Origin of the sequence: Eggerthella sp. AM16-19, from assembly GCF_003474385.1 — a bacterium.
GTDB lineage: Bacteria > Actinomycetota > Coriobacteriia > Coriobacteriales > Eggerthellaceae > Senegalimassilia.
The window spans coordinates 6,654-27,261 of the sequence record NZ_QUCY01000018.1 but is presented as its reverse complement, the minus strand read 5'-3'; the positions used below and the strand labels follow the sequence as shown (position 1 = coordinate 27,261).

16 protein-coding genes and 4 tRNA genes are annotated in these 20,608 nt (G+C 59.5%); 17 read left to right on the top strand and 3 right to left on the bottom strand.

The window, feature by feature from the left end; genetic code table 11:
• Positions 1-122: 122 nt before the first annotated feature.
• The 13 genes from DW178_RS07910 to map all read left to right on the top strand — a co-directional run bounded on the left by DW178_RS07910 (position 123) and on the right by map (position 9,368).
• Positions 123-1,712: a sodium/proline symporter gene (locus tag DW178_RS07910; RefSeq protein ID WP_118350455.1), complete on the top strand. Its 1,590-nt coding sequence runs from the start codon at positions 123-125 to the stop codon at positions 1,710-1,712.
• Between the two features lie 215 nt (positions 1,713-1,927).
• The gene (locus tag DW178_RS07905) at positions 1,928-3,118 is read left to right on the top strand and encodes a coiled-coil domain-containing protein (RefSeq protein WP_118350454.1); all 1,191 of its coding nucleotides are present in this window, start codon (positions 1,928-1,930) and stop codon (positions 3,116-3,118) included.
• A 600-nt stretch (positions 3,119-3,718) separates the two neighbouring features.
• Positions 3,719-3,803 (top strand) — tRNA-Tyr (locus DW178_RS07900).
• A 6-nt stretch (positions 3,804-3,809) separates the two neighbouring features.
• Positions 3,810-3,885: transfer RNA gene (locus DW178_RS07895), tRNA-Thr, on the top strand.
• Positions 3,886-3,892: 7 nt separating this feature from the next.
• Positions 3,893-3,969 (top strand) — tRNA-Met (locus DW178_RS07890).
• Positions 3,970-4,050: 81 nt separating this feature from the next.
• Positions 4,051-5,253, top strand: coding sequence for an elongation factor Tu (tuf, locus tag DW178_RS07885; protein ID WP_118350453.1), 1,203 nt, complete (start codon positions 4,051-4,053; stop codon positions 5,251-5,253).
• Between the two features lie 103 nt (positions 5,254-5,356).
• The gene (rpmG, locus tag DW178_RS07880) at positions 5,357-5,506 is read left to right on the top strand and encodes a 50S ribosomal protein L33 (protein ID WP_042434722.1); all 150 of its coding nucleotides are present in this window, start codon (positions 5,357-5,359) and stop codon (positions 5,504-5,506) included.
• Between the two features lie 23 nt (positions 5,507-5,529).
• Positions 5,530-5,606 (top strand) — tRNA-Trp (locus tag DW178_RS07875).
• A gap of 106 nt (positions 5,607-5,712) precedes the next feature.
• Positions 5,713-6,147 carry a preprotein translocase subunit SecE gene (gene secE, locus DW178_RS07870; protein WP_118350452.1) on the top strand — a complete coding sequence of 145 codons (435 nt, stop codon included), beginning with the start codon at positions 5,713-5,715 and terminating at the stop codon, positions 6,145-6,147.
• A gap of 3 nt (positions 6,148-6,150) precedes the next feature.
• A complete protein-coding gene (gene nusG, locus DW178_RS07865; RefSeq protein ID WP_118350451.1) occupies positions 6,151-6,681 on the top strand; it encodes a transcription termination/antitermination protein NusG in 531 nt (176 codons plus the stop codon).
• A 102-nt stretch (positions 6,682-6,783) separates the two neighbouring features.
• Entirely contained in the window at positions 6,784-7,275 is a 492-nt protein-coding gene (rplK, locus tag DW178_RS07860; RefSeq protein ID WP_118350450.1) for a 50S ribosomal protein L11, read from the top strand.
• 96 nt (positions 7,276-7,371) lie between these two features.
• Positions 7,372-8,082, top strand: a complete 711-nt coding sequence (gene rplA / locus DW178_RS07855) for a 50S ribosomal protein L1 (protein ID WP_118350449.1) — start codon at positions 7,372-7,374, stop codon at positions 8,080-8,082.
• A gap of 512 nt (positions 8,083-8,594) precedes the next feature.
• A complete protein-coding gene (gene map, locus DW178_RS07850) occupies positions 8,595-9,368 on the top strand; it encodes a type I methionyl aminopeptidase (protein ID WP_118350448.1) in 774 nt (257 codons plus the stop codon).
• 88 nt (positions 9,369-9,456) lie between these two features.
• On the opposite strand, the gene DW178_RS07845 is transcribed toward map, so the two are convergent.
• Positions 9,457-10,755 carry a carboxylate--amine ligase gene (locus DW178_RS07845; RefSeq protein WP_118350447.1) on the bottom strand — a complete coding sequence of 433 codons (1,299 nt, stop codon included), beginning with the start codon at positions 10,753-10,755 and terminating at the stop codon, positions 9,457-9,459.
• Between the two features lie 179 nt (positions 10,756-10,934).
• Here DW178_RS07845 and asnB point away from each other — a divergent pair, with 179 nt between their 5' ends.
• Positions 10,935-12,905, top strand: coding sequence for an asparagine synthase (glutamine-hydrolyzing) (gene asnB / locus DW178_RS07840; RefSeq protein ID WP_118350446.1), 1,971 nt, complete (start codon positions 10,935-10,937; stop codon positions 12,903-12,905).
• A gap of 277 nt (positions 12,906-13,182) precedes the next feature.
• Here asnB and DW178_RS07835 read toward each other — a convergent pair whose 3' ends face one another.
• Entirely contained in the window at positions 13,183-14,259 is a 1,077-nt protein-coding gene (locus DW178_RS07835; protein WP_286168601.1) for a methyltransferase domain-containing protein, read from the bottom strand.
• Positions 14,260-14,385: 126 nt separating this feature from the next.
• On the opposite strand from DW178_RS07835, the gene thyX reads away from it, so the two are divergent.
• A complete protein-coding gene (thyX, locus tag DW178_RS07830) occupies positions 14,386-15,066 on the top strand; it encodes an FAD-dependent thymidylate synthase (protein WP_118350445.1) in 681 nt (226 codons plus the stop codon).
• A 1-nt stretch (position 15,067) separates the two neighbouring features.
• The gene (locus DW178_RS07825; protein WP_118350444.1) at positions 15,068-16,453 is read left to right on the top strand and encodes a DUF1385 domain-containing protein; all 1,386 of its coding nucleotides are present in this window, start codon (positions 15,068-15,070) and stop codon (positions 16,451-16,453) included.
• A gap of 234 nt (positions 16,454-16,687) precedes the next feature.
• Here DW178_RS07825 and DW178_RS07820 read toward each other — a convergent pair whose 3' ends face one another.
• Positions 16,688-17,167, bottom strand: a complete 480-nt coding sequence (locus tag DW178_RS07820) for a hypothetical protein (protein WP_147363835.1) — start codon at positions 17,165-17,167, stop codon at positions 16,688-16,690.
• Positions 17,168-17,624: 457 nt separating this feature from the next.
• On the opposite strand from DW178_RS07820, the gene DW178_RS07815 reads away from it, so the two are divergent.
• Positions 17,625-20,207, top strand: a complete 2,583-nt coding sequence (locus tag DW178_RS07815; protein WP_118350442.1) for a DNA topoisomerase I — start codon at positions 17,625-17,627, stop codon at positions 20,205-20,207.
• Positions 20,208-20,608 lie beyond the last annotated feature (401 nt).

Sequence of the window (20,608 nt, the reverse complement as noted above, 5' to 3'; positions counted from 1 at the left end):
TGTAAACAATCGACCGGTCGTTAAATGCGTCCGTTTCCCGGATTTCGGCGATGCCGGCTGGAGGGCCGTGCGGTTTGCCTGGGGGATGGGCTTGAAAACGGCATAAGGGGCGGGCACAGAACATGGAATCGAATGATTTGCTGGTCGTTTTGGCCATGGTTATCTACTTCGTCGTGGTGCTGGCGGTGGGCTTCTCCTACGCCAAGCGCTCGAACTCCTCTACCGATGAGTACTTCATCGGCGGTCGTAAGGTGGGCCCGTGGTTCACTGCGCTTTCCGCCGAGGCCTCCGATATGTCGGGCTACCTGCTCATGGGCATCCCCGGTCTTGCTTACTTCTTCGGCGCCTCCGAGGCCATGTGGACCTGCATCGGCCTTGCTATCGGCACGTATTTGAACTGGCTGTTCGTGGCCAAGCGCCTGCGCCAGTACTCCGAGCGCGTGCATGCCATCACCATTCCGGCCTTCTTCTCCAACCGCTTCCATGACAAGAAGAACATCCTGTCCACGGTGGCGGCGGTCATCATCTTGCTGTTCTTCTGCGTATATACGGGCAGCTGCTTCGTCACCTGCGGCAAGCTGTTCCACACGCTGTTCGGCATCGACTATGCGGCCATGATGATCTTCGGCGCCGTGGTGGTGTTCGCATACACGCTGGTGGGCGGTTATCTTTCGGTTGTGGCAACCGACTTCATCCAGGGCTGTCTCATGTTCTTCGCGCTTGCCGTGGTGCTCATCGGCTCTATCGCCTCCGTCGGCGGCGTCGATGTGACGGTGGCCTTCCTGCAGAACATCCCCGGCTTCTTGAACGGCGGGCAGCTCACCACGCCCATCATGGATGCTGCTACGGGCTTGCAGGCGGTCCAGGGCGATCAGCCGCTGTTCGGCGAGCCTACCGATTTCGGCATCCTCACCATCATCTCCACCTTGGCTTGGGGCCTTGGCTACTTCGGTATGCCGCAGGTGCTCGTGCGCTTCTTGGGCATCCGCTCAGCTGAAGAGGTTCGTCAATCGCGCATCATCGCCGTGGTGTGGGTCGTCATCTCCATGGTGTGCGCCCTGTGCATCGGCTTCATCGGTCGCGCCATGCTGCCCACCTATTTCGGCACCAATGCGGCTGCTGAGAACATCTTCATCGTCATCGCCCAGATGATTCTGCCCGCCTTCATGTGCGGCGTGGTGGTGTCCGGCATCCTGGCGGCGTCCATGTCCTCTGCTTCGTCGTATCTGCTCATCACCGGCTCCTCGGTTGCCGAGAACATCTTCCGCGGCATCATCAAGCGCGACGCCACCGATCGTCAGGTCATGATCGTCTCCCGCATCACGCTGGCTGTGGTCATGATCATCGGCATCCTTATCGCCTTCGACGAGAATTCCGTCATCTTCCGCGTCGTCTCCTACGCATGGGCCGGCCTCGGCGCTTCGTTCGGTCCGCTCGTGTTGTGCAGCCTGTATTGGCGTCGCACGAACCTTCCCGGCGCCCTTGCGGGCATGCTCGGCGGAGCTATCACGGTAGTGGTTTGGCACAACCTCATCAAGCCGCTCGGCGGCGTGTTCGGCATCTACGAGCTTCTGCCCGCCTTCATCATCTCGCTCGCGTGCATCTTCGTGGTGTCGAAGCTCACGGCAGAGCCCTCGCAGGAGATTTACGATGAGTTCGACCACTACACTGAGGCGCGTATGGACGAGGATGTGAATCCTGCGGCTGCGTAGCAACTGCGATACATATGTAGGTATTTCGACGGGGAAGGGGCCTTGGGCTCCCTTTCCCGTTTTGCGTTTCGGGGGTTTGCGTAAAAGCATACACGTGAACTGGTTTTATGAACGCAAGCACACAAGCGTTTTTCCTGCAACCGTTCTCCGTGCTATCATATGCGATGCTATTGCCCGTAATCACAGTACCTAAGCTCAATCTAGGAGGTTCTTGGATGAGCCAATCTATAATCGATCTCAGCAGGCGAGCATTTATCGGCGGCGCAGCGGCGCTTGGCGCCACGTCGCTTATCATCCCCGAGTTCGCGTTTGCTGAAACGGCCGCTGAAAAGCAGGCCGAGGCGGATGCCGTTCGCAACCAGCTTGTCGGCTTGCAGGCCGATCTTGAAACTGCCGGCGAAAATTACTATGCAGCTCTTGACGAGCAAGAGCGCGCTCAGCGCTCCATGGATGAGCAGCAGGTCAAGATCGACGAGACCACGCAGGAAATCGAGGGACTGCAAGATCGCCTGAGCACGCGTGCCCGCAGCATGTACCGTTCCGGCTCCACCACGTTCATCGACTTTCTGCTCGGCGCATCCTCTTTTGCCGAGTTCACGCAGAACTGGGAGCTGCTGAACCAGATCAACGCCAACGACGCCGATTTGGTTGACCAGACCAAATCGGCTCGTGAGCAGCTTCAGGCCGCCAAAGACGAATTTGCCCGCCAAGAGCAGATCGCTGCCCAGAAGGCCGCGGAATGCAAACAGATTCACGACGAGGTTCAGGTCAAGGTGCAAAACGCCACCGACCTTATGAACTCCCTCGACGAAGAGGCGCGTGCCCTGCTTGAGCAGGAGCAGGCTGCGGCCGCTGCCGCAGCGGCTGCCCAGGCGCAGGCAGAGGCGGAGGCTGCAGCTGCGGCTGCCGGCGGTAACGGCGGTGGTGACAACGGCGGTGGCAATGATGGCGGCAATGATGGCGGCTACAGCGATAACCAAGGCGGCGGCAACGGCGGCGGTGGCGGCAGCTGGGGCGGCGGCAGCACCATCGTTTATCCCAGCGGCGGCGGCTCTGCCGGCGACAACAGCGCCGCATATTCCTACGCCTGTTCACGTATCGGCTGTCCCTATGAATGGGGTGCCGAGGGGCCTGATGCTTTCGATTGCTCCGGTCTGGTCACGTGGGCGTATCGTCAGCTTGGCATCGAGCTGCCGCACCAAAGCGAGTCTCAGATGGCTCGCGCTACCCGAGTGGTATCCGTCAGCGAGGCACGTCCTGGCGACGTTCTGTGGCGTTACGGTCACGTGGGAATCGCCGGCGGCTACGGCGGAACTCCCTATGTGCATGCTCCCACGTTCGGCGCATGCGTCCGCAATACCGACTCGCTTTCGTGGTCAAACTTTACGAACGCACTGCAGTTCTAGACGGAATAGATTCTAGAGAGCATAGTCTGATTAGCATGTAATCGGGGGGAGGCATATGGGGCTTCCCCCGATTTGTTTTTGGGCATGTGATCGATAGGCAACGTGCAATACCGTAGGAGGGAAGTGATGGGTCCAATGGCTGCGGAGGCTTCATTGCCGATAACGTAATGGAGGGCAGGGCACAGGATGAGATTCGCTCAATTGACGGCAAAATGGTGCTAGCATAAAGCTGAACAGGGAAAACAATACTTGCCTTACGAATGGAGGAGCCCTGCACGTGCAAAGAGGCCCCATCTTTCAAAAAAAGTTGAAAAAAGGGGTTGCCACAACGTCTACTATCCCGTAATATACTACTTCGCTTGCGGAGCTCACGACAGCGAGCTTCGAAGTGGAACGCCTGCTGGAAAGCCGAACAGCTTACAGCAACGGGTGATAAGGATTCAAAGTTTGTGAAGCTTTGAAGAGGATACACCCGGGGCCGTGTAAAGGGTTGACACGGTTTCTCAGCTAGCGTATGATTCCACTGCTCGCGCGTTCGGGTTCTCACCGATCCGCAAGCAGGCAGCTTGATAAATGCACATGAATTAAGCAGCGAAACATGGGCGTGTGCCCGAGTGGTTAAAGGGGACGGGCTGTAAACCCGTTGACTCTGTCTACCTAGGTTCGAATCCTAGCGCGCCCACCATCTTTCGCCTGTGTAGCTCAGTCGGTAGAGCACTTCCTTGGTAAGGAAGAGGTCGTCGGTTCAAGTCCGATCGCAGGCTCCAGCTTTTTGGCGGTGTAGCTCAGTTGGTTAGAGCACACGGTTCATACCCGTGGCGTCACTGGTTCGAATCCAGTCACCGCTACCAATACTTACACTGCGCCCGATTTATCGGGCGCTTTATTTTAGATTCGTTTCGCGAAAGCGATCCTTATAAGGAGGATGAAACATGGCTAAGGAGAAGTTCGAGCGTTCCAAGCCGCATGTTAACATCGGCACCATCGGTCACGTTGACCACGGTAAGACGACGCTGACTGCTGCTATTTCCAAGACGCTGTCCGAGAACGACGGCTCCCATGGCACCGCTCACGCTGACTTCACCGCCTTCGAGAACATCGACAAGGCTCCCGAGGAGCGCGAGCGTGGCATCACGATCTCCATTGCTCACATCGAGTACGAGACCGATGCTCGCCACTATGCTCACGTTGACTGCCCTGGTCACGCTGACTACGTCAAGAACATGATCACCGGTGCTGCCCAGATGGACGGCGCTATCCTGGTTATCGCTGCTACCGACGGCCCCATGGCTCAGACCCGTGAGCACATCCTGCTCGCCCGTCAGGTCGGCGTTCCCTACATCGTCGTGTTCCTGAACAAGTGCGATATGGTCGACGACGAGGAGCTCATCGAGCTCGTCGAGATGGAGACCCGCGAACTCCTGTCCGAGTACGAGTTCCCCGGAGACGACATCCCGGTCATCCGTGGTTCTGCTCTGAAGGCCCTGGAGGGCGACAAGGAGTGGCAGGACAAGGTTTGGGAGCTCATGGACGCTGTTGACTCCTACATCCCCACGCCGGAGCGCGACGTTGACAAGCCGTTCCTGATGGCTGTCGAGGACACCATGACCATCACCGGCCGTGGTACCGTTGCTACCGGTCGTGTCGAGCGTGGCGTTCTGCATGTGAACGACCCGCTGGAGATCGTCGGTATCAAGGAGACCCAGAACACGGTCTGCACCGGCATCGAGATGTTCCGTAAGCTGCTCGACGAGGCTCAGGCTGGCGACAACATCGGCTGCCTGCTCCGCGGCATCAAGCGCGAGGACATCGAGCGCGGCCAGGTTCTCTGCAAGCCTGGTAGCGTTACCCCGCACCAGAAGTTCGAGGGCCAGGTCTACATCCTGACCAAGGAAGAGGGCGGCCGTCACACCCCGTTCTTCGATGGCTATCGTCCGCAGTTCTACTTCCGCACCACCGACATCACTGGTGTTGCTCACCTGCCCGAGGGCACCGAGATGGTTATGCCTGGCGACAACGTGACCATCACCGCTGAGCTGATTCACCCGGTTGCAATGGAGGAAGGCCTCCGCTTCGCTATCCGTGAGGGTGGCCGCACCGTTGGTTCTGGTCGAGTGACCAAGATCATCGCTTAGTTTAAGCTGCAGCTTTTAAAGGGCCCGCTTTCGGGCGGGCCCTTTCTTAAGATTCATGTGTATGCGTTCAAGCTTGTTTGAATACGGCTTATAAGGAGAGTTCATGCGCACGATGGTTACCTTGGCGTGTACGGAGTGCAAGCGCCGTAACTACACGACCAAGAAGAACAAGCAGAACAACCCTGATCGTATCGAGTTGAAGAAGTACTGCAAGTGGTGTCAGAAGCACACGCTGCATAAGGAAACCCGATAGTTTTCAGAGGTTAGCACGGGCATAGGCCAGTAGCTCCAATTGGTAGAGCGGCGGTCTCCAAAACCGCATGTTGGGGGTTCGAGTCCCTCCTGGCCTGCCAGCTCGAATAGCGAGCAGCTTGTAGTCAGGTTGCTAAATTCATCAGCAGCTTGATGCCAGGCTGCTTGTTTGGCGTTTAGAGGTAAAACGATACCTAAAGGAATCAGATGGCTAAGAAATCAAAAACTCAGCGTGCGAAGGCGTCTGCCGCTCGTGCCGCTCGTAAGGAAGCTCGTCAGGCCGAAGCAGCAGCCGAGGCATTGAAGCAGGCCCAGGGCGAAAGCGCTGATACCGAAGCTCCTAAGAAGAAGCTTTTCGGTAAATCTTCCCAGACTGCTGATTCCGCAAAAGACGCTAAGCAGAGCAAGGCTGTTGAAAAGAAAGCCGAGAAGAAAGCTGCTAAGCCCAAGAAGAAGCGTTTTCAGTTCCTCAGGGATGTCAAGGCTGAGATGAAGCGCGTTACTTGGCCTAGCCGTCAGGACGTTCTTCGCTGGAGTGTTGTGGTGGTTGCAGCCCTTCTCTTCTTCGGTATTTACGTTGCTGTTCTTGACAATGGCATTATCACGCCGCTGTTGTTTTTGATTTCCGGATTGGGGGCTTAAGGCATGTCGAAGAAGTGGTATGTGCTTCACACCTACTCCGGCTATGAGAACAAGGTGAAGACGAACCTTGAAACCCGCATCGAAACCATGGGTCTTGAGAACAATGTCTTCGCTATTGAGATTCCTACTGAGACCGTTACCGAGATTAAAGAGGGCGGTCGTCGGAAGGAAAGCGAAAAGAAGGTATTTCCCGGTTACGTGCTGGTTCGCATGGAACTCGATGATCGTAGCTGGGCTGCCGTTCGCAATACTCCCGGTGTTACCGGTTTTGTCGGCGCTGATAGCAAGCCCGCGCCGCTTACTCGTGACGAGTACAACAAGATTATGAGGCGTACTAGTCACGAAGCCCCGAAGAAGACCTCTACTAATCTTGAGACAGGGCAGGCCGTCAAGGTCGTCTCCGGTCCTCTGGCCGAGTTTGATGGCGTTGTTTCAGAGGTTATGCCTGATGCCGGTAAGGTGAAGGTTATGGTTTCGATCTTCGGTCGTGAAACCCCGGTGGAGCTTTCGTTCGATCAGGTTTCCTGCATATAGAATGGTCTCTGCAGTTTTAAGGCGTGCCCGCGTGGACCGGGGCTTCTCATTCCTTAGGCTGTGAAGATATATAGTGCAAAAGCATTTTGAAAGGTAATTAGAATGGCTGAGAAGAAAGTTACCGGCTTCGTTAAGCTGCAGATTCCTGCTGGCGCTGCGAATCCGGCCCCGCCCGTCGGCCCGGCTCTGGGTGCTCAGGGTGTCAACATCATGCAGTTCTGCCAGGCGTTCAATGCTCAGACGCAGGAGCAGAAGGGCACCATCATCCCTGTTGAGATCACGGTGTACGAGGACAAGTCCTTCACCTTCGTCTGCAAGACCCCGCCGGCGGCCGTGCTGATCAAGGAGAAGCTGGGTCTGAAGTCTGCTTCCGGCATCCCGCAGCTGAAGTTCGTGGGTACCCTTACCCAGGATCAGCTCCGCGAGATCGCTGAGATCAAGCTGCCCGACCTGAACGCTAATGACATCGATGCTGCTATGCGCATCGTTGCCGGTACCGCTCGTTCCATGGGCGTGCGCGTCGAGGGCGTTGAGATGAAGAAGACCTACGTGCCTTCTAAGAAGCTGGCCGCTGTCCTCAGGGGCGAGGCTTAAGAATTTCGCATCGTTTGATGCATTTGATTTTGGACAGTGGAAGGGCTTTGCGTTAGAAGCCGCATAAGCTCGCTACGAACCACGAAAGGAACTATCATGGCAAAGCATTCCAAGGCTTACCGCGCTGCCGTCGAGAAGATCGGCGATGCCATCTACGCTCCGCTTGAGGCGTTTGCAATGGTGAAGGAAGTCGCCACTACCAAGTTCGATCAGACCATCGAGGCTCACTTCCGCCTGGGTATCGACACCCGTCAGGCTGATCAGCAGCTGCGTGGCACGGTCTCCCTGCCGAACGGCTCTGGTAAGACCGTCCGTGTTGCTGTTTTCGCCGAGGGCGCTGCAGCTGACGCTGCTCGTGAGGCTGGTGCTGACATCGTCGGTACCGACGAGCTGACTGCTCAGATCCAGGCTGGTGAGTTCAACTTCGACGCTGCTGTTGCTACTCCTGACCAGATGGGCAAGGTCGGTCGTCTGGGCAAGATTCTCGGCCCCCGCGGTCTGATGCCGAACCCGAAGCTCGGCACCGTCACCCCGAACGTTGCTCAGGCTATCAAGGAGCTCAAGGGCGGCCGTGTGGAGTATCGCGCTGACCGTTACGGTATTGCTCATGTCATCATCGGCAAGGCCAGCTTCACCCCCGAGCAGCTCGCTGAGAACTACGGTGCTGTTTACGATGAGATCTTGCGCATGAAGCCTGCTGCTGCTAAGGGAAAGTACGTCAAGTCCGTCAGCGTTTCCGGCACCATGACCCCGGGTGTTGCTGTTGATTCTTCCGTGAACAAGAACTACACGGTTGCTGCTGAATAAGCATCTCAGCCATTTCAGCTTATAAAGAGCGGTCCTTCGGGGCCGCTCTTTTCATATACTGCGAATACTTCAGAGCGGCATATGCGTTCTTCGATTCGCAAATGACAAATGCAAGTATTCGAGCAATGATGAGGCTAGCGCATGTGCAGTGTTTAAAGCTGCCCATTAGCATCCATCGTGCTGGTTGAGTGTCATATTGGATATCTGTTTCAGGAATCCATATATGTATTGAATGCTTGGGCTACGAGCTGGTGGGACTAAAGGACGTCTTTATCATTCGCGTACGGCAAGCGGGGAGCGGTAGAGTGTTGACTTGAGTAAGCCTTTGCGGTTCATTGAAGGGCCTAAGGTGCGCGGATGGAGCCAACATTGTCTTAGGAGCTGCGAATTGGCTTTCGGAAACTAGATTGCGGGTTCATAGCGCTTTAGATAACAAATGGGTTTGATACCATTGGCTTGATTGCGGATTGCGGATTGCAGTTCTTGAAGCTACAGGGTTAGGAGCATGGGCTATGTCGGTTATCTTGAAGTCTCCGGGTGAGATTGAGGCTATGAAGGCTGCAGGGCAGCTTTCCGCCGAAGTGTTGCGCAAGGTAGGGGAGTTGGTAAAGCCCGGTGCTTCTACTTTGGAGCTTGATGAGTTCGCCGAAACCTATATCCGCGAACACGGGGGAATCCCGGCTTTCAAAGGCTACGGTGGATTTCCGGGAACGATCTGCGCATCGGTAAACGAGCAGATCGTTCATGGCATACCCTCGAAGAGCGTTGTGCTCCGAGATGGCGATATTCTCAGTATCGATACCGGTGCAACGGTTGATGGCTGGGTGGGGGATAACGCCTGGACGTTCGCGGTTGGGAAGATCTCCGAGCAAAAACGAAAGCTCCTCAAGGTTACCGAGGAATGCATGTGGGCAGGTTTGGATTGCGCTGTCGCTGGCAACCATTTAGGCGATATCGGGCACGCTGTGCAATCAATTGCCGAGAATGCCGGGTTCGGCGTAGTTCGTGAGTATGTTGGCCATGGCGTTGGCAGAAACATGCATGAAGAGCCGAACGTCCCAAACTATGGACATAGGCACTTGGGAATGAAGCTTCAAGTTGGCATGGTGCTGGCTATCGAGCCTATGATCAATATGGGAACAAGAAAAGTACTTCAGGGCAAGGATGGGTGGCTGGTCAGCACGCGCGATGGTAAGCCCAGCGCGCACTTCGAGAAGATGGTCGCCATTACCGAAGACGGACCTGTGATTCTCACCACCGAACCAGACCATAGGCGTCCTCTGTAGCAAGTGCCCAAGGTATGCATAGTAAAGGGGTGAGCGTGCATATGCGCTGCACCCCTTAGCTTTACGGGAAGAGAATTGGCAAGGCCTTCTACTTCAGCTGCTTTCCGTTCGTGTCCCAGTAGAACCGCTTGAACTTGCGAATCTGGTTCAGGTGCATGATCTTCGCCCACATGTTGTGCTTGAAGGAATCGGGTGCGTAATGCAGTGGGTAAGGCTCGTCGGTTGCCTTCAACGCCTTCAGGGCCTGAGCAAGGCGCTCCTGGTTGTCCATACTGCGCTTGAGCACATAGGCGGGCACGCAGCAGTACAAGAACGGGTTATAGGCCTCGTGATACTCTACCGGCTGGCCCATCACGAACTCACGCACGATCAGCTCGACGAAGTTCTGCCCGCCAAGGCTCATGTAGTAGGTGTTGCGCCCGCAGCGCGTGTTCACCTCGAAGAAGCGGAAACTGCCATCGCGGCTGTCGTACTTGATGTCGAAGTTGGCAAAGCCGCGATAGCCCACATGCGACAGGAAGCGCTTGGCGCAGGAGATAATGGCCTCCTCGCGTTCGCCCATGATGCACAGCGGATTGCCGAGCGCGGTGGGATCGTGGTCCTGCAGGCATACCACGCCGCCTGCGACCACGCGCATGTCGCCGGAGGCATCCGAGAACGTGGTGAGCGTGCGGATGGCGTCGTCTCCGCCAGGAATGAAGTCCTGCAGCACCAGCAAGTTGTTGTAATCCGACGTGCGGATGCTGCGCCAAACCTGCGCAAGTTCTTCGGGGCTTTCGATTTCGTAGATCTTTCGCCAGCCTTCGATAGTGGGCTCGGCGTCTTGGAACTGGGCCGAGTTGGAAGGTTTGGCGATAAGCGGGTAAGGGAACTCGTCAACGGGCAGCTCATCGGGGCCGTTGCCGCAGTCGAAGTACCAGGTTTTCGGGAACGGGATGTCGAGCTCCTCGCAAATTTCGTAGAAGCGGCGCTTCTGCGTGATGTTGTCGAGCAGGGGGAAATCGATGTACGGGACCACGTAGCCAAGGTCCTGCAGGCGTTGCTTGCCCTGCGAGAGCATGCGGGCGTGGCAGTCGTCGCAGCCCAAGATGAGCAGCGTCTTCTCCGGGTGCGCCCCATGAACTTCCCGGGCGATACGCTCAAGCGCGTTGTACAGGCCTTCCTGCTCGTGGATGTGCGGCTCCAGGCGATAGTCGGTGAAGCGGCTTTCGGAGAGCATCTTGATGTTTTGCGTGGCGAGCACGATGGTGCGTTCGATACCGAAGGCACGATGCAGCTCGCGCACGTAGCTGTATGCAAGGATATCGCCGCCTACCACCACCGGTTGCAGCAAGCGCGCCACATCCTCGGTGCAGGTGATAGGTGCGGAATCGACGTTTGCGGTCATGAAATCTCCTTTGAGACCCGATAACGTATGCAGCCTTGCATTATCGCACACGCCGGCAATTGCGCGTAGGCGTGACGCGCGTTTCGTGGAAAGTGCCCATAGGGCGGGTCGGTGGCGTATGATGAGCGAATGCATAAACGCCGGTCGGCGAACCTGTAAGAGAAGGAGCTTTCCAAAGCATGTGCGGATTCGTGGGATTCACCGCCGTTGATTTCGACGAGAGCGTCAATCGCGCCATCGTCAAGGACATGGCGGATCGCATTATCCATCGCGGCCCTGATGATGAGGGCTTTTTCGTAAACGATGATGTGGCTATGGGCTTTCGCCGTCTGTCCATCATCGACCTTGAGGGCAGCCACCAGCCCATGCAGAACGCCGATGGTAGCGTGACCGTCACGTTCAACGGCGAGATCTACAACTTCCAGGAGCTGCGCGCCGAGCTTGAGGGCATGGGCTATCAGTTCAAGACCAACGGCGACACCGAGACCATCGTGCACGGCTACGAGGCTTGGGGCACGGGCGTGTTCGAGCGCCTGCGCGGCATGTTCGCCATCGCCATTTGGGACGCTAAGGAAAAGCAGCTGGTGCTTGCGCGCGATATCTTCGGAATCAAGCCGCTGTACTACCAGCATGAGGGCCGTCGTCTGATCTGGGGTAGCGAGATCAAGTCCTTCCTGGCGCACCCGCGCTTCAAGAAGGAGCTCAACCGCGAGGCCCTGCCGCAGTACCTGTGCTTCGAGTATATGAACGACTCGCAGACCATGTTCAAGGATGTCCATAAAATGACGCCCGGTCATTTCATGGTGCTCAAGGACGGCAAGGCCACTATCGAGTGCTTCTACAAGATCACCTACAAGATCGATCGTTCCAAGGGCCTTGAGGAATGGGCCGACATCATCAAGGACACGTTCGACGAGAGCGTGCGTGCCCACGAGATCGCCGACGTGGAGATCGGCAGCTTCCTGTCCGGCGGCATCGACAGCTCGCTGGCTGCGTACTGCATGGGCCAGCATCACGACGAGGGCGTGAAGACGTTCTCCGTGGGCTACGACATCACCGGCAGCGAGGAGCAGCGCGACAAGGCCGAGAACGCCGGCTTCAAGATCAAGCTGGACGAGCTGAAAGATGCGCGCGAGTTCGCCGAGTGGGCGGGGCTTTCCAACAAGGACGTGCAGGTCACGGCCAAGGAGTTCTTGGATATCGTTCCCACCGAGCAGTACCACATGGACGAGCCGCTCGGTGCGCCGTCGGCTATCCCGCTGTACTTCGTCAGCCAGCTTGCCTCCAAAGAGGTGAAGGTGGTGCAGTCCGGCGAGGGCGCCGACGAGCTGTTCGGCGGCTACTGGATCTACCACGACCAGTACGAGTTCTCCAAGTACTTCAAGGTGCCCCGTGCGCTGCGCGCGGCCGGCGGCGCGGTTGCTCAGAAGCTGCCGCCGTTCCACGGGCGTCACTTCGCCATGCGCGGTTCGGGCGGCCCGGAGAAAAGCTATCAGCGCGCGTGCATGAACTACATGTGGGACGAGATCCCCAACGTGCTGAAGGGTTACAACGGCCCGTGCAAGCCGTGGGAATGGTGCAAGCCGCACTTCGACGAGGCTGCGGTGCAGACGGGCGGCGGCGACGTCATCACGCAGACGCAGTACGTGGACATGGTCTCCTACATGCCCTATGACATCTGCCTGAAGGCCGACCGCATGTCCATGGCGCACTCCCTTGAGCTGCGCGTTCCCTTCCTGGACAAGAAGGTGCTCGATGTGGCGCTGCAGCTGCCCACCGACTGCCGTGTCACCGATGAGCATTCGAAGTACGCGCTGCGCCGTGCGGCAGCCCATCTGGGCTTCCCGCAGAAGGTGGCGGACATGCCCAAGCAGCCGTTCATCACGCCGCTGACCGTGTGGCTGCAGACCGACCTGTATTACGAGCGCATCAAAGAGGCGTTCACCAGCCCCGCTGCGCACGAGTTCTTCAACGTTGACTACCTGATGAAGATGCTCGACGACCATCGCAGCGCCGATTTCAGCACGCAGGAGGGCCGTTCCAAGCTCAAGATGATGCGCATCTGGAACGTGTACTGCTTCCTGTGCTGGTACGAGGTGTTCTTCGGCGAGACGTCGAAGCAGTACGCTCCGAAGACGCAAGTGGCGTAAACGGGCTTGGGCGCGAGCATGCTGGCGCGAGGACGTGTGGGTTCGCTGTTGGGAGCGGACAGATAGCGTTACGTCCCTAATGCGTCCGACATGGCATGATGGATTTGCGTGAGCGCATTTGCCTTTGCATAGCGAAACGAGAAACGGCCGCTGATATTTCCGCGGCCGTTTGTTTTGCATGAGTCGGTTGAGGTTGGTCGAACGCGAAAGCGCGATTCGTGCGTTGCTGCGAGGGTCGCACCACATTGCTTAGAGGCCGGCGCACGTTTGAGAAGGGCTACTTGTCCCAGGCGATGAAGGCCCAGGTGATCACGCGGGGGTTGCGCAGACGCAGCGCCTTTTGCACGCCGCCGTGGCCGTCTGGCGATCCGGCGTGCTCGTTGGGCACGAGGTTATCGTTGAGCCAGGCGTGCAAGCGCGCGTAGGCGGCTTGGCGCTGCTGCTCGCCGACGACGGCGCCGGCTGCCCCGTCGATCATGCGGCGCAGGCTTTCCGCAGCCTGCTCGGGGGTGTCGAAGGAGTCGTTGCGCTCGGAGCGGATGAAGTCGACCTGGGGGAGGATTCCTTCTGCGGCCAAGATGTTGATGGCGTACAGGTAATCGGGGCACAGCGCGTCCTTGAGCCCGAGGTCTGCCATGATGCGCTCGTCGGTGCGGGGGCTCGAACCGGTGGCCAGCGTGATGCACACGCGCCGGCGCGCGATGTCGGTGAGGCGCAGCAGACTGTCGCGCAGGTTGGCGGTGGCGATGCTGCGGGATGCGGTGCATACATCCACCATGCCCGGGCGCACGCCTTTAGCCGCCCAATCTTCCTCCCAGCTCAGCTGCATGGGGAAGACCGTGTGGACTTCGGTCTGCTTAAGCGCTTCCGACATACGGTCGAGCATGCCGCGCGAAAAATCGGCAGCGACCACTTTGTGGCCGGCCAGCCCGAGCGGCACGGCAAGGGCTCCGGTGCCGCATCCCATGTCGAACACGGTTTCCCTAGGGTGGATATCCGCCAGCTCGATGAAACGTCGTGCATAAGCGCTGGGCTCGGTGCTGGTGGGGAAGGTATGGGAACGGGAATCCCAGTAGGAGGGGTCGTCAGCCTTGCGGCGCGCCTGTTGCAGAGCCATCCATTCCGCGTTCCAATCGGTGGTGGTGAGCTTCGGGTTAAACGGCTGCACGTTGATGGCGGGTTCGGTGCCGATTTCATTGGCTGGATCGCTCTCGCCGAATGGCCCGGTGGATGCCGGGGCCTGGTCGAGCCGGCTGCTGCCCGTTTGGTCGGCGGATGTGCCCGTGAGGTCGCGGTGGGAGCGCTCCGCCTGCTCGAAGGAAGAGGCGGGTTCGGACGTGTTCTTTCCAGCCATTTTGAGCATCCCCTTCATGAAACGGCCTGGCGGCCGATATATTCGTTAGCGTGTATTTCCATAGTATCCGATTGCGGGGCTTGCTATGCGAGGGCCGGGCAATCGTTCTCAGATAAGGAGCATACCATGCACGTAGAGCTGCTCTACCACACCCCTGATCCGGAGCGCGCCATCGCCACGGCCGCGCGCCTGTGTTATGCGCCCGTGGGCGCTGCCGAGCTGATGGAGACCATGCCGCCCGAGCGTATCAAGAGCGTGCTTACCACCATCATGTCCTCGGGGCATTTCAGCACCCTTGAGCATGCAAGCTACACGTTCGCCGTCGACGGCGTGTCGCGAGCGCTCACGCATCAGCTCGTGCGCCATCGCATCGCCAGCTTCAACCAGCAAAGCCAGCGTTATGTGAAGTTCACGGGCGATGTGGCGGTGGTCAAGCCTGAGAGCATCGCGAGCAATGCCGAGGCATCCGAGGCGTTCGACAAGGCAATCCAGGCTGCGGTGGACGCCTACCATGCGCTGCTCGAGGCGGGCGTGCCCGCCGAAGACGCGCGCTATCTGCTGCCCAACGCCGCGGAGAGCAAGATCGTCATTACCATGAACGTTCGCGAGCTGCTGCACTTCTTCAGCCTGCGATGCTGCAACCGCGCTCAATGGGAGATCCGCGACATGGCGCATCGCATGCTGGAGCTGGCGCGCCCCACAGCTCCGTTCATCTTCGCCGACGCCGGCGCGCCGTGCGTGCGCGGTACGTGCCCGGAGGGCAAGATGACCTGCGGGAACCCGTATCCGAAAGTCACGCGTGAGTAACGTGGCGAAATCTAAGAGCGATCTTTCCCGAGCGTTTTCCGAGGATGGCGCGCGCAAGACGCACGTGGGCGGTCAGGCGCTGCTCGAAGGCGTGATGATGCGTGGCAAGTACAACTGGGCCGTAGGGGTGCGCGAGCCGGATGGCGGCGTGTACGAGGAGTCTCATGATCTTGCCAGCGGCCAAGAGAAGAACGGCTGGATGTATTGGCCATGCGTTTGCGGCTGCCGTGCCATGGTGGAATCGCTGGTGCTGGGCTACAAGGCGCTTGAGATCGCCGCGCTCCATGCGTTCAACGAGGACGAGGAACGCGATGCCGATTCAACTTCTACGCAGCGAGCGAAGGCGACCGGCTCTGACCGAATGGCTGCGAAGGCTGCGGCTTGCGAGCCTTCGGGAGCCGAGGGCGCCATGGCGGGCGTGGGCGCCGCTTCGCTGCATCCGCTTGCTGGCGATGCCGATGCCTGTTCGGCCGTGCACCCGAACGCTTGCGATCCTGACGGCGAAGCGCCCGTGCCCGGGCCTGCCGACGCAGCGTTCTCCTGGAAGGACGATTTCGGCCGCCCCGACACCATGATCGACGCCCTGGGCGCGCAGCGTTCGCTAGAGGTGGTTTCCAAGCCGGTCCCCGCGCCTGTTGCTTCCGCCGCGGCCGCAAGCGAGCCTGCGGCGAAGTCCGACGGAGATGCGGTATTCGGCAAGAAGGAAATGGCATTCTCCATGGTGCTGGGCCTGCTGATGGGCGTGGTGCTGTTCATCGTGGCGCCGGCGTTCATCACGAACCTGCTGGTGGGCGAGTACGATGCGCACACGTTGGCCTGGAACATCGTGGACGGCCTTTTGCGCGTGGCCGTGTTCGTGTTCTACATTTGGCTGATCGGGCGCATGAGCGACATCAAGCGCATGTTCGGCTATCACGGCGCCGAGCATAAGACCATCCACTGCTACGAGCATGGGCTGCCGCTCACCCCGGAAAACGCGCGGCAGTTCCCGCGGCTGCACGTGCGCTGCGGCACGGCGTTTCTGATCATGGTGATGATCATCGCCATTTTGGTGTACACCGTCACGCCGCTCAACGCGCTCATCTCGGCGTGGGGCGTGCCCGACGGCGCCCCGAAGCTGGCGCTCGTCATTGCGGCGCGTATAGCGCTGATGCCGGTTATCGCGGGCATCAGCTACGAGATCACCGTGCGCTGGGCGGGCAGCCATCCGGAAAACCCGCTGGTGAAGGTGGTGCTGTGGCCGGGCATGCAGATGCAGTATCTGACCACCAACGAGCCCGACGACGGCATGCTCGAGTGCGCCATCGCCGCAATGCAGCAGGTGCTTGAGCGCGAGGAGCTTGAAGCGGCGAAAGCCGCTGCCGCTGCTAGGGGCGCTCAGGCGTAGGCGGGACAGGTTTTTATAAGCAAAAGGGAGGGCGGCTTGCGAGGGGATTGCAAGCCGCCCTCCCTTTTCGCTGCGTTAATGCACCGTATCGGGACATGGGCTTGCCCTAGAAGCCTAGGCTTCGGAGTCTGAACGGGATCGCGATGCGTGCAAAGAGAAAGCCTGCCCAAGGCGATGCTTGGGCAGGCTTTCGAGCTTTCGGTTGGAAAGGGCTTTGCGCCATTTGCGTTGCGCTTATCGGTTCGCGCAGGCGATGAGTGGGAGGTATTGCTGTGCGGCGGCCGGGACGGCAAGGTCGATGCTTTGGCCGTAAGCGCTTACCGTGACGTAACCGGGGGTGTTGTAGGTGGTGAGCGTGGCGAGGACGCCCGCGGCGGAACCGGATACGGTGTTGGCGGGCACGGCGTTGGCGGGAAGGTCTGCCACCTGCCAATCCTTGATGTCGAGGTTCTCGATGCAGGTTTGCACCTGAGAGGATGAGATGCCCGTGGCGTTGGCGATGTCCCAGGTGTGGGCCAGAAGCGCATCGGAAACGGCGTCTTTGACGCCCGATGCGTCGATAGCGGAGTTCATGGCGGTGGTTTTCACGCTGCTTGCGGCGTTTGCAACCGGGGCTGCGGTGGACGTGGCGGGCAATAACGCGCTTGCGCAGCCTATGCCCACGCAAACGACCAGAATGCTCCCAAGGCAAACTCCCAGTGCTTTTCGTACCATGCGACGCTCCCTTTCCGTCCGATGGGCGGCCTCCATGTTGCTACGTACGGGCAGGATGCCGTCGGTGATGCTGTGATACGGCGATTGCGCTGCGAAGATGCGGCGGTTCGACGGCTCCTTGATGCTAAGGTTACGCGAAGGCGGGCAGCGGGGACCAAGGTTCTCGAAACCATCGCGGTTCCTTCGCGCTCCGCCGACGAAATCAACACGCATTCTGCAATTTCGCGGTATCGTCGTGTATAAGGCGGCCTGTTTTGCGTCGTTCGGGGCGCCTGCGGGCGGCTCGCGCAGAATCGCAAGCTCATCCTCGCCGTCAATCGTGTATAGTACCCCCTGCGCCGCCCGCGACGTTCCGCCGCGCGGCGCTATTATCCCCGCACACGTAAAACTACGAATGGGGCAACCGTGTGAACGATAAGGCTGCAAGGGCGGCCGGAGCAGGCAAGGAGGGTGCCGCATGAAGCTGGTGGTGACCGAGAAGAACGACGCGGCGACGAAGATCGCGGCGTTGCTGGGCGTGAAAAAGCCCAAGGCTGACAAGGTGTATTCCACGCCGGTGTACCGGTTCGAGGTGGACGGCGAGGAATGGGTGACTATCGGCCTGCGCGGCCATATCTTAGAGCCCGATTTCACGCCTACTCTTATATATAAGAAGCGCGGCGGCTGGCGAGGCGTCACCGCGGAGGGCGAGGCCATCCCGGCGCAGCTGCCCGCAAGTTTGGCGCGCCCGCCGTTCAAAAAGAAAAAGCCCTTCATCGAGGACGGCGTTGAGCTGAAGGCGTGGAAGATGGACGCCTTGCCGTATCTGATTTACGCGCCTATCGAGAAGCTCCCGAAGGAGAAGGAGATCATCCGCAGCCTGAAGAACCTGGCGAAGAAGGCGGACTCCATCGTCATCGCGACCGACTTCGACCGTGAGGGCGAGCTGATCGGCTCGGATGCGCTGTCGTGCATCCAGGAGGTCAATCCCACGGCACCGGTTTCCCGCGCCCGTTACAGCGCCTTCACGAAAGAGGAGATCACGCACGCGTTCTCCAACCTGGTGGAGCTTGACACGAACCTAGCATCGGCTGGCGCATCCCGTCAGGACATCGACTTGATCTGGGGCGCGGTGCTCACGCGCTACCTTACGCTCGTGAAGTTCGCCGGCTATGGCAACGTGCGCAGCTCCGGCCGCGTGCAGACGCCCACGCTGGCGCTGATCGTGGCGCGCGAACGCGAGCGCCTGGCGTTCATCCCCGAGGACTATTGGGTGATCAAGGGCGCCTTCGACGCCGGTGCGACCTCCGGCTCCACTGCCGGCGACGGCGAATTTGCCTTCACGGCGTCGCATTCCACGGCCCGCTTCAAGGACGAGGCGGCGGCGAAGGCGGTTATGGCCGCTGTGACCGGCGCGGCAAGCGCCACGGTGGCGGCGGTGGAGAAGCGCACGCGCAAGCAGCAACCGCCCGTGCCGTTCAATACCACCAGCCTCATGGCCGCGGCATCGGCAGAAGGTCTTTCGCCTGCGCGCACCATGCGCATTGCCGAGAGCTTGTACATGGACGGCTACATTTCCTACCCGCGTGTCGATAACACGGTGTATCCCAGCTCGCTCGACCTGGCTGAAGTGGTGAAGACCATCTCGGGCAACCCGGCGTACGCCCCGTATTGCCAGCAGCTGCTCTCCGCTGGCGAGCTGCACGCCACGCGCGGCAAGAAGGAGACCACCGACCATCCGCCTATCTATCCCACGGCCAAGGCCACGCCCGACGACCTGGCTCCGGCCGATTACAAGCTGTACAACCTCATCGCGCGCCGATTCCTGGCAACGCTGTCGGATGCGGCCGTGGTGGAGGGCACGAAGGTCACGCTCGAAGTAGGCGGCGAGCATTTTGCGGCTAAGGGCGACGTGCTGGTGACGCCGGGCTATCGCGCCATCTACCCGTACGGCATGAAGAAGGACGAGCAGCTGCCCGCTATGACCGAGGGCCAGAAGATCGCCTTCAACGGCGCCGAGTGCACGAAGAAGCAGACCGAGCCGCCGGCGCGCTACAGCCAGGGCAAGCTGATCCAGGAGATGGAGAAGCTGGGCCTGGGCACGAAGTCCACGCGCCACAGCATCATCGAGCGCCTGTACACGGTGAAGTACATCCAGAACGACCCCATCGAGCCCAGCCAGCTGGGCATGGCGGTTTGCGACGCCCTTGACAAGTTCGCCCCGCACATCACGCATCCGCAGATGACGGCAGAGCTGGAAGAGGAGATGGACAACATCGCCGAGGGCCGCAACACCAAAGACGCGGTGGTCACCAACAGCCGCAATCTGCTCTCCGAGCAGCTTGCCAACCTGCTGCCGCATTCCGAAGAGGTCAAAGACGCTCTGGCCGATGCCGTGGCGGCCGACGCCTATGTGGGTAAATGCCCCAAATGCGGCAAGGACCTGCAGATCCGCGTTTCGCAGAAGACGCGCGGCATGTTCATCGGCTGCGCCGGCTGGCCGGATTGCGACGTCACCTATCCGCTGCCGAAGGGCAAGGTGGAGTCTCTGCCCGACCCGTGCCCGACGTGCGGCATGCCCCAGGTGAAGGTGACGGCGTTCCGTTCCAAACCGCGCACGCTGTGCATCGATCCTAACTGCGAGACGAACAAGGAACCCGACGTGGTGGTGGGCGAGTGCCCGAAGTGCGCCGAGGCCGGCAAGACGGCCAAGCTCATTGCGCAGAAGAACCCGCGTACCCTGAAGCGCTTCATCCGCTGCGAGAACTATGACGAGTGCGGCGTGGGTTACCCGCTTCCGCAGTACGGCGCCATCACGGCCACCGACGAGGTTTGCGAGCACTGCGGCGCGTCCATGGTCATCGTCACGACCGCGCGCGGCCCATGGAAGCTGTGCCCGAACTTCAGCTGCCCGGGCAAGGAGATCGAAGCCGAGAAGAAGGCCGCGGCCAAGGAAGCCAAGGCGGCCGGCAAGAAGGCTCCGGCGAAGAAGACGGCTGCCAAGAAGCCTGCGGCGAAGAAGACGACCGCGAAGAAGGCTGCGGCCAAGAAAACTGAGTAGCGTGGACCGACCCGCGCAAACTAGACGCTAAAACGAAAAGCACCCATCCGGGTGCTTTTCGTTTGCTATGAATGATGGTTTTTGGAATCTCATGATTAATCGCATCGAAGACGCATCTTTATGGCGATATCGATTTTTTACGATGCGAAGTGACGATCGTGTCGGAAAAGTTGGTGTAAGCGAAGCGGATCGAGATGGCTTTGAAGGGAAACGGCCTTCGCCCTAGAATCCGGAATTGCGACATAACGGATTCTTGGAAAGGACGAAGACCGCAATGGAGAGTCTAGCAGAAAGCGTGCGGGAGCAGCCGGCGATGCCGAGGTTCGAGGACGGGTCGGTGAACCTGAGGGAGCTCGTAAGGCGCCTCGCCGAGGACGCCGTGAACGCGATCATGGACGCCG

What these genes read in the sequence shown, in the direction of transcription:
- DW178_RS07910 (WP_118350455.1), top strand. Translation starts at nt 123, where the DNA reads ATGGAATCGAATGATTTGCTGGTCGTTTTGGCCATGGTTATCTACTTC.
- DW178_RS07905 (WP_118350454.1), top strand. Translation starts at nt 1,928, where the DNA reads ATGAGCCAATCTATAATCGATCTCAGCAGGCGAGCATTTATCGGCGGC.
- tuf (WP_118350453.1), top strand. Translation starts at nt 4,051, where the DNA reads ATGGCTAAGGAGAAGTTCGAGCGTTCCAAGCCGCATGTTAACATCGGC.
- rpmG (WP_042434722.1), top strand. Translation starts at nt 5,357, where the DNA reads ATGCGCACGATGGTTACCTTGGCGTGTACGGAGTGCAAGCGCCGTAAC.
- secE (WP_118350452.1), top strand. Translation starts at nt 5,713, where the DNA reads ATGGCTAAGAAATCAAAAACTCAGCGTGCGAAGGCGTCTGCCGCTCGT.
- nusG (WP_118350451.1), top strand. Translation starts at nt 6,151, where the DNA reads ATGTCGAAGAAGTGGTATGTGCTTCACACCTACTCCGGCTATGAGAAC.
- rplK (WP_118350450.1), top strand. Translation starts at nt 6,784, where the DNA reads ATGGCTGAGAAGAAAGTTACCGGCTTCGTTAAGCTGCAGATTCCTGCT.
- rplA (WP_118350449.1), top strand. Translation starts at nt 7,372, where the DNA reads ATGGCAAAGCATTCCAAGGCTTACCGCGCTGCCGTCGAGAAGATCGGC.
- map (WP_118350448.1), top strand. Translation starts at nt 8,595, where the DNA reads ATGTCGGTTATCTTGAAGTCTCCGGGTGAGATTGAGGCTATGAAGGCT.
- DW178_RS07845 (WP_118350447.1), bottom strand. Translation starts at nt 10,755, where the DNA reads ATGACCGCAAACGTCGATTCCGCACCTATCACCTGCACCGAGGATGTG.
- asnB (WP_118350446.1), top strand. Translation starts at nt 10,935, where the DNA reads ATGTGCGGATTCGTGGGATTCACCGCCGTTGATTTCGACGAGAGCGTC.
- DW178_RS07835 (WP_286168601.1), bottom strand. Translation starts at nt 14,259, where the DNA reads ATGGCTGGAAAGAACACGTCCGAACCCGCCTCTTCCTTCGAGCAGGCG.
- thyX (WP_118350445.1), top strand. Translation starts at nt 14,386, where the DNA reads ATGCACGTAGAGCTGCTCTACCACACCCCTGATCCGGAGCGCGCCATC.
- DW178_RS07820 (WP_147363835.1), bottom strand. Translation starts at nt 17,167, where the DNA reads ATGGTACGAAAAGCACTGGGAGTTTGCCTTGGGAGCATTCTGGTCGTT.
- DW178_RS07815 (WP_118350442.1), top strand. Translation starts at nt 17,625, where the DNA reads ATGAAGCTGGTGGTGACCGAGAAGAACGACGCGGCGACGAAGATCGCG.